Below are 7,075 nucleotides of genomic sequence, written 5' to 3' on the forward strand. Positions count from 1 at the left end.
GCCCCGGTCATCACCGGGCCCACCCCGGTCGCCGCGGCCCGCGGCACCCGCGCCGCGAGCTGCCGCCCGGACGGCTCCTGCTCACACGGACACGGCTCCTCGGCCGTCTCGGCCCCGGCACTCACAACCGCGCCCGGCCGCGTTGCGTCCGCCGTCAGGACCGGCACCGCCGAGCGCGCCGCGTCCGCGAGCCCGGGGGTGATGGCGTGCAGCAGCGTCAGCAGGCAGGCCACCAGGCCCACCGCCGCTGCCCAACGCCGCCGCACCATCAGACCCCCGACTCGGCCGGCTTCGGCTTCGGCTTCCAGTAGGCCGAGCCCGGCTCCGCCCCGTCAAGCCCTGGTGTGACGATTCGTCCCACTCGGCCGGTTGCCGCCTGGAGTCCAACGGAAAGCGCTGCCGTTCAGCGGAAAGCGCTGCCCTTCAGCGGGTGTTCACGCTCCCGGCGCTCAGAACCTCACCGGGCCGCGGCGCCCGCAGGTCCAGCGGCTCGTCGAAACCGCTGAACGACGTGGTGGTGAGCTGCGCGGCGCTCTTGTACACAGTCTTCAGCACGTACGGCTCGCCCTCCTCGGCCACGTAGAAGGTGTACGTCCCTTCCTTGTCCGCCTTGTCGGTCACGATCACCTCGAGGGCCTGGTGTCACCGACGCGGGTGGAGTCCCCCTTCTTCGCCGTACCGAACGAGTCGAAGGGCCGTTCGCAGGAGGTGAGTCCGTCGCCGCCCGACGAGGCCGGGTCCACGGGCGTCTTCACCCACAGCTTCTGCTCGCCGGTGACGCCCGGCTTCTTCTTCCACTTCTGCAAGTAGGCACGGTTCGGACGGACGTAGTCGGTCGTGCCCAGCCGGATCTGCTCCAGGACGCCGCCGCCGGACCAGGTGGTTGTGGACCTGCACCGGTCGTCCAGGTCCGTCACGAGGTGGCTGGTGACCGTGCCGCCGCCCGTGGTGAGGTTGGTGATGTCGACGGTGACCGATTTCAGCTTCCGCATCCTCGCGTTGGCATCGTCGAGGAGGTCGCCGGCGGATCTGGTCTCACCGGTGCCGCCGGCTCCGCACCCGGCCAGGGCCGTGCTCGCCAGCAGGCAGAGCGCGGTCGTCGTCACGGTGGCCATGGCCCGCACGGAGCCCCCCTGTTGTTCGTGTCGGCCGATGATCAGCAGGTGAGCTTACCCGGCCGCCCTCGTGCCGGGCCGGGGTTTCTCCGGCCGGGTGATCAGGAGTTCATGGCGGCCCGGTCGGACTCACTGCGCAGGACGCAGAATTCGTTGCCCTCGGGATCGGCGAGGATCGCCCAGCCCGGACCATCGGGGTTGCGGTGATCGGAGACGAAGGTGGCGATGCCCAGCAGCCGGTCCACCTCCTGCTCGCGCGAGGTTTCCGGGCGCAGGCACAGATGGATCCGGTTCTTGACCGTCTTGGCCTCGGGGACCTGGTTGAAGTGCAGCACCGGCCCCTCCGCGAGCACCACCTGAGTCTCCCGGTCACCCGGTCTGTCCTCCGGATGCAGCGGACGGCCGGTCACCCTGCTCCAGAAGCGGGCCAGCTCGTAGGCATCCGCACAGTCGATCGCCACGTTCTGCAGTACCGAGACCATGCGTGCGAGCCTTCCTGATCCTCACGCCGCACGCCACCGGGTTGCGGCTTTCGATGCCGGAGGTCAACGCCCCCCGGCGCGGGGAAACGCGCTCACGAGGCCGCGTACGCTACCGGTGGCTCCGCCCCGGTGGATCTTCGCGTCTGACGCCCCACGGCGGGGGGAGCCATCCAGGACGGCAGTGGCGGAGCCGACGCGTCGGCGGGCACGATGGTCACGGCCGGGCACGGTCTCGGGGATCCGCCCGCGCCGGCCTTCGAGCGGAGGGACGAGATGGGATCGGCGATGGACGAACGGTTTCACCGCCGGCAGAGATGGGCGGCCAGGGGCGCCTTGGCCGCGGCCGCCCTGGCGGCCCTGCTGCCGCTCGTCTCCGGCGGACTGCGAGGGCTGCTCCTGCTGGCGGCGGGCCTCGCGGGACTCGCCCTGACCGCGGCCGCGGTCTGGTGGGCCCTGTCACGGCGGGGAGCGGCCCGCATCGCGTCGGCCGCGCTGGCCGTCGTCGCGCCCGCCGGCCTTGTCACGGCCTTCGCTGCGGCGAACCTGCTGTGGGTGGTCGTCCTGTCCCTGCTCCTGTGGTGCGCGGCGGTCTGGAGCGGACGCTACGCCCTGCGCAGCACGGGCCTGCGGGCCGTGCGCGTCAAGGAGTACCGCACGCCACCGCCACTGCGTCCCTTCCTGCTGCTCAACCCGCGCTCCGGCGGTGGCAAGGTCGGGAAGTTCAACCTGCAGGAGAAGGCCGAGGCGCTCGGCGCCCGGGTCGTCCTGCTCGACCCGGACCAGCACCAGGACGTCACCGCCCTGGCCAAAGCCGCCGTGGCCGACGGAGCGGACCTCCTGGGCGTCGCGGGCGGCGACGGCACCCAGGCGCTGGTCGCCGCCGTCGCCGCGGAACACGGCCTGCCGTTCCTCGTCATCGCCGCCGGAACGCGCAACCACTTCGCCATGGACCTCGGCCTGGACCGGGACGACCCCTCCACCTGCCTCGACGCCCTCACCGACGGCGTCGAACTCCGCGTCGACCTCGGGTTCGCCGACGGCCGCCCGTTCGTCAACAACGCCTCGTTCGGCGTGTACGGGGCCGTCGTCCAGAGCCCCGGCTACCGCGAGGACAAGGTGGGCGCGGCCCTGGAGCGCTTGCCCGAACTGCTCACCCGGCAGAGCGGTCCGCGTCTGACGGCCACAGCCGACGGCATCATCGTCGCCGACCCGCAGGCGATCCTGGTCAGCAACAACGCCTACCGCATGGACGACCCCTTCGGACTCGGCCGGCGCGAGCGGCTCGACTCCGGGCGGCTGGGCGTGCTCGCCGTCCGCGTGGACAGCGCCGTGGAAGCGGCCGAACTCCTGCTGTCCCCGCGCCCGGAAGGGCTCACCGTGCTCACCGCCCAGCGCGTCGTCATCGACGCCGACGAGCCGCAGCTGGAGGTCGGCCTGGACGGCGAGGCGCTCACCATGCCCGCCCCCGTCCACTGCCGCATCGCCCGCCGCGCCCTGCGAGTGCGGGTGCCACGCAACCGGCCCGGAGTACCCGAGGCACCCCCGCGGCTCGACTGGCGCCGGCTGCGCAAACTGGCGGCCGCGGTCGGCCGCACCGCCGTGCCCACCCGTTCCCGCCGGACCTGAGTGCCGCCGTACCGGCACCCACGAGACGTACGAGGTCCCCCGTGCCCGCGGCACGGGGGACCTCGTACGTCTCGCCGTCGGTCAGGCCTCCTTCGGCCCGGCCTGCTGCACCACCTCGAAGGACCACAGCGTCGAGCCGCTCGCCGCCGGCTTCGGCCGTTCGCCGCCCTCGCCGCCGCCCTGGTGCGCGGACTTCATGGGCCCCTCCATCCAGGCCTGGAACGACTCCTCGTCACGCCACCGTGTGTAGACGAGGTAGGTGTCGGTGCCCTCCACCGGGCGGAGCAGCTCGAACCACTCGAACCCGTCGGAGTTCTCGACGGCGTGCGCACGGGAGGCGAACCGCTTCTCCAGCGTCTCCCGCTGCTCGGCGGGCACGGTCAGCACGTTGATCTTGACTACGCTCATGGGCCCCATCTTGCCCGACGGCGCGTCTGCGCAGGCTAAGCCCCGCCCCTTCGCAAAGTTTTGAACGCGTTCAAAATGAGTTAGGGTCGTTCTCACACGTCGAGGGGGAGACCTTCATGAAGTTCGTGATGCCCGGTGGCACCGGACAGGTCGGCACGGTCCTGAAGCGCGCGCTGAGCGCGGCGGGACATGATGTCGTGGTGCTCAGCAGGCACCCTTCCGGGCCCGGCGAAGTGCACTGGGACGGCGTCAGCCCGGGGCCCTGGGCAGCCGAGATCGACGGCTGTGACGTCGTGGTCAACCTGGCCGGCCGGAGCGTGAACTGCCGCTACACGCCCGCCAACCTCCGGCAGATGACGGACTCGCGGATCCACTCCGCCCGGGTCGTGGGGGAGGCCATCGCCGCCGCGGACCGGCCGCCCCGGCTCTGGCTGCAGATGAGCACCGCGACCGTGTACGCCCACCGCTTCGACGCGGCCAACGACGAGGTCACCGGCGTGATCGGCGGCACCGAACCCGACGTCCCCGGCTACTGGGGGTACAGCGTCGGCATCGCCAAGGCCTGGGAGCGGGAGCAGGAGGTGGCCGGGACCCCGCACACCCGGAAGGTGGCACTGCGCGCCGCCATGGTGATGAGCCCGGACCGCGGAGGCGTCTTCGACGTCCTGCTGCGGCTGGCCCGGCTGGGACTCGGCGGCCCGGTCGCCGGTGGCGCCCAGTACGTGTCCTGGATCCACGACCGGGACTTCGTCCGGGCGGTCGAGTTCCTCGTCGCCCGGGACGACATCGAGGGACCGGTCAACCTCGCCGCGCCGGGTCCCGTGCCGCAGTGCGCCTTCATGCGCGCCCTGCGGGCCGCGTCGGGCATCCCCGCGGGCCTGCCCGCGACGCGCTGGATGGCGGAGATCGGCGCGTTCGTCCTGCGCTCGGACACCGAACTGCTGCTGAAGAGCCGCCGAGTCGTCCCGGGCCGCCTGCTCGAAGCGGGCTTCGCCTTCGATCGCCCCGAGTGGCCGCAGGCCGCGGACGACCTCGTACGACGCCTCCGCGGCCGTGCGGCGGGGTGACCCGGTCAGCTCTGCCGCTTGCCCTGCTCCAGGGCCTTGCCGGTCATGTCGGTGACCTGCCCGGCCGGCGGTTCGTCGGCCTCCACCTCGGTACCGAAGTCGGTGAAGTCCATGACCGTGCGCACGGTGACCTTCCCGGGCGCGGACGAGCCGGACGCGGAGGACCGCTGCGTCGCCTCCGGGGCCTTGACGGTCATGTCGATCTGCTGACGGCGCATCCGCCCCTCGTCGTCCAGCCACACGTCCATCGGCAGACTGGGGCCGACCTGCTTGCGCAGAGTGTCGCCGCCCGGAAGCCCGGCGACGTCGACGGAGACGCGGTAGTGCGTGGTCTTCACGCCGTTGACCGTGGCCGTGCCCTTCTTCGTCACGTCCTTGTCGGTGATCGCCTTGGCGTACGCCGCGGACTGCGCCGGATCACTCATGGACCGGCCGTCCACGCCCTGCTGTGCGGCGACCTTCCCCAGGTCGATCTTGATCCAGGGCTTGCCGCCGGGCGCCTGCCCCTTGGGCAGCTTCTGGTAGAGGACCTGGTCGATCACGCGTTGCTCGATCCGCTGCCCCTGCACCGTGAGCGTCATGACGCTGTCGCCGTCGTCCAGGTCCACCGCGCCCTGCCCGTTCGCGGTCTGCGAGGCGCCCTGGGCCGAGGTCCGCACGCGCAGCTTCACCTTGGCGGTGTCCTCCTCGGCCGTCCTGTCGTAGGCCGACCGCACCGCCTGCGTACCCTGCTCCCGGGCGCCGGCGCTCGAAGCCGCCGAGGTGCCCCGCGCGCCGTCGCCGGAGTCACCGTCGTCGCCGCAGCCGACCAGTACCGTGCCCGCCAGGGCCCCGGCGACGCCTAAGGCACAGACCCGCCTGCCGTTTCCCGCCCTGCTCATCGAATCAGCTCCTCCCAGGTGCGTGTGGTGCGGCCCAAGTGCCCAATCCGGGCATGAACACACCTGTGCGTCCGAGGAGTTGGATACCGGGAGGAATGGGCGCACGCCGTCAGCGGCGGCCCTTGAGCTTGCCGAGCAGACGCTGGGCCTGGGCCCGCTTGCGGGGGTCGGCGGCGGCCCGGCGTGCCTGCTCCACGGCCCGTCGCCCCTGCGGGCTCCGGGCGAACTGCTTGATGCGATCCAGCATTCCGGCCATGACGCGGCTTCCTTCCGGTGGTGACGTCGCTTGTCTGTAGTGCCCCTACCCCTCCGGCACGGTGCTCAGGCCCACTCCCGCCCGGTCGGTGCGCGACCGAATGTGTTTGCCGCCGGAGTCAGAGGCAAGTCGGTGTCCATGACTGAAGAGAACAAGCGCACGAATCAGAAGCCGGCCACCGTACGAACCGCCGAGTCCAAGGCCCGCCGCACGGCGGACAAGGCGACCGCGCCCGCGTCCCAGGCGGCCAAGGGTGCCGCGGACAAGGCCGGTGACGCGGCGTCAGCGGCCAGGTCCGGAGCAGAGCGCAGTGCCGAGACGGCGAAGGCGGCCGCACAGACCGCGGCCAAGGGCGTCGAGGCGGGCCGCCAGGCGGTCGTCACGGCCTCCGGCCACGTCGCCACCACGGCGAAGACGGCCTGGACGGTCATCGCCCACCGCAAGCTCGTGGCAGCGGGTGTCGGAGCGGGCCTGACCGCCCTGAGCGCCGCGTCCTACGCCGTCGGACGCCGCTCGGAACGCGGCGCGCACGGCCCCCTCACCCGGCTCACCGGCGGGCGGATCTGAGCACGGCCGGCGCGAAGGACGTGCCGGCACGAGGGGAGCAGGCGGCGCGGCGCGCCACCGGGGTTCCGGTGGTCCGTGGCGCCGCCTCCTCGTGCTCGGGACCGCCTCCGGCCCCGTGGGCCGACGCGCATCCAGGCCTCACAGGGGTGCCCCTCTCGCGCGGCACCACTGTGAAGAGGAAGGATGAGAGCGCAAGCGAACGATCAACCCCTACGGAGGAGCGGGCCCATGCAGCACGAGCGAGCGGGAAGTCCGGCCGGACCCGAGGATCTCGTCGATGTCGCTCGGCTGGTCACCGCGTACTACGCGCGCCGCCCCGACCTGGACGATCCGGGCCAGCGCGTCACGTTCGGGACCTCCGGACACCGCGGATCGTCGCTGGCGAGCGCGTTCAACGACGACCACATCGCCGCGACCAGCCAGGCCATCTGCGAGTACCGCGCCGGTCGGGGCATCGACGGCCCTCTCTTCCTGGGCGCGGACACCCACGCCCTGTCGGAGCCCGCGCGCGTGACCGCCCTGGAGGTGTTCGCCGCCAACGAGGTGACCGTGCTGATCGACGACGCGGACGGCTACACGCCGACCCCGGCCGTCTCACACGCCATCCTCGCCCACAACCGCGGCCGCACCACCGGCCTCGCGGACGGCGTCGTCGTCACGCCCTCCCACAACC

Annotated in this window: 9 protein-coding genes and 2 pseudogenes; 4 read left to right on the forward strand and 7 right to left on the reverse strand. The window is 72.3% G+C overall.

Annotated features, from left to right (window positions below; genetic code table 11):
• The 4 genes and pseudogenes from C1J00_RS34970 to C1J00_RS34980 form a co-directional block, all read right to left on the reverse strand.
• A pseudogene (locus tag C1J00_RS34970) lies at window positions 1-269 on the reverse strand (hypothetical protein); the annotation flags it as partial.
• A gap of 154 nt (window positions 270-423) precedes the next feature.
• Window positions 424-621, reverse strand: a complete 198-nt coding sequence (locus C1J00_RS47275) for a hypothetical protein (protein ID WP_245936620.1) — start codon at window positions 619-621, stop codon at window positions 424-426.
• 2 nt (window positions 622-623) lie between these two features.
• Complete coding sequence (locus tag C1J00_RS34975; RefSeq protein ID WP_245936621.1) at window positions 624-1,115, reverse strand: hypothetical protein; 492 nt, start codon at window positions 1,113-1,115, stop codon at window positions 624-626.
• A 101-nt stretch (window positions 1,116-1,216) separates the two neighbouring features.
• Window positions 1,217-1,597: a VOC family protein gene (locus C1J00_RS34980; protein WP_102912972.1), complete on the reverse strand. Its 381-nt coding sequence runs from the start codon at window positions 1,595-1,597 to the stop codon at window positions 1,217-1,219.
• Between the two features lie 273 nt (window positions 1,598-1,870).
• Here C1J00_RS34980 and C1J00_RS34985 point away from each other — a divergent pair, with 273 nt between their 5' ends.
• The gene (locus C1J00_RS34985) at window positions 1,871-3,223 is read left to right on the forward strand and encodes a diacylglycerol/lipid kinase family protein (protein ID WP_102912977.1); all 1,353 of its coding nucleotides are present in this window, start codon (window positions 1,871-1,873) and stop codon (window positions 3,221-3,223) included.
• A gap of 81 nt (window positions 3,224-3,304) precedes the next feature.
• Here the strand turns inward: C1J00_RS34985 and C1J00_RS34990 are convergent, their stop codons facing one another.
• Window positions 3,305-3,631 (reverse strand): antibiotic biosynthesis monooxygenase family protein, encoded by a 327-nt coding sequence (locus C1J00_RS34990; RefSeq protein WP_031113632.1) that lies wholly within the window; start codon window positions 3,629-3,631, stop codon window positions 3,305-3,307.
• A gap of 116 nt (window positions 3,632-3,747) precedes the next feature.
• Between C1J00_RS34990 and C1J00_RS34995 the strand changes: the two genes are divergently transcribed.
• The gene (locus tag C1J00_RS34995; RefSeq protein WP_102912973.1) at window positions 3,748-4,698 is read left to right on the forward strand and encodes a DUF1731 domain-containing protein; all 951 of its coding nucleotides are present in this window, start codon (window positions 3,748-3,750) and stop codon (window positions 4,696-4,698) included.
• 5 nt (window positions 4,699-4,703) lie between these two features.
• Here C1J00_RS34995 and C1J00_RS35000 read toward each other — a convergent pair whose 3' ends face one another.
• Entirely contained in the window at window positions 4,704-5,579 is an 876-nt protein-coding gene (locus C1J00_RS35000) for an SCO4651 family lipoprotein (RefSeq protein WP_102912974.1), read from the reverse strand.
• A gap of 109 nt (window positions 5,580-5,688) precedes the next feature.
• Window positions 5,689-5,835 carry a hypothetical protein gene (locus C1J00_RS35005; RefSeq protein ID WP_102912975.1) on the reverse strand — a complete coding sequence of 49 codons (147 nt, stop codon included), beginning with the start codon at window positions 5,833-5,835 and terminating at the stop codon, window positions 5,689-5,691.
• Window positions 5,836-5,973: 138 nt separating this feature from the next.
• Between C1J00_RS35005 and C1J00_RS35010 the strand changes: the two genes are divergently transcribed.
• Window positions 5,974-6,402: a hypothetical protein gene (locus tag C1J00_RS35010; protein ID WP_102912976.1), complete on the forward strand. Its 429-nt coding sequence runs from the start codon at window positions 5,974-5,976 to the stop codon at window positions 6,400-6,402.
• Between the two features lie 228 nt (window positions 6,403-6,630).
• Window positions 6,631-7,075 (forward strand): annotated as a pseudogene (locus C1J00_RS35015) (phosphoglucomutase, alpha-D-glucose phosphate-specific); the annotation flags it as partial.

This window comes from Streptomyces cahuitamycinicus, from assembly GCF_002891435.1.
GTDB classification, from domain to species: domain Bacteria; phylum Actinomycetota; class Actinomycetes; order Streptomycetales; family Streptomycetaceae; genus Streptomyces; species Streptomyces cahuitamycinicus.

Bases quoted from the DNA above. Each gene is read 5' to 3' on its own strand.
- C1J00_RS34995 (WP_102912973.1), top strand. From the start codon at position 3,748: ATGAAGTTCGTGATGCCCGGTGGCACCGGACAGGTCGGCACGGTCCTG.
- C1J00_RS34985 (WP_102912977.1), top strand. From the start codon at position 1,871: ATGGGATCGGCGATGGACGAACGGTTTCACCGCCGGCAGAGATGGGCG.
- C1J00_RS34990 (WP_031113632.1), bottom strand. From the start codon at position 3,631: ATGAGCGTAGTCAAGATCAACGTGCTGACCGTGCCCGCCGAGCAGCGG.
- C1J00_RS35010 (WP_102912976.1), top strand. From the start codon at position 5,974: ATGACTGAAGAGAACAAGCGCACGAATCAGAAGCCGGCCACCGTACGA.
- C1J00_RS35005 (WP_102912975.1), bottom strand. From the start codon at position 5,835: ATGGCCGGAATGCTGGATCGCATCAAGCAGTTCGCCCGGAGCCCGCAG.
- C1J00_RS34980 (WP_102912972.1), bottom strand. From the start codon at position 1,597: ATGGTCTCGGTACTGCAGAACGTGGCGATCGACTGTGCGGATGCCTAC.
- C1J00_RS35000 (WP_102912974.1), bottom strand. From the start codon at position 5,579: ATGAGCAGGGCGGGAAACGGCAGGCGGGTCTGTGCCTTAGGCGTCGCC.
- C1J00_RS34975 (WP_245936621.1), bottom strand. From the start codon at position 1,115: ATGGCCACCGTGACGACGACCGCGCTCTGCCTGCTGGCGAGCACGGCC.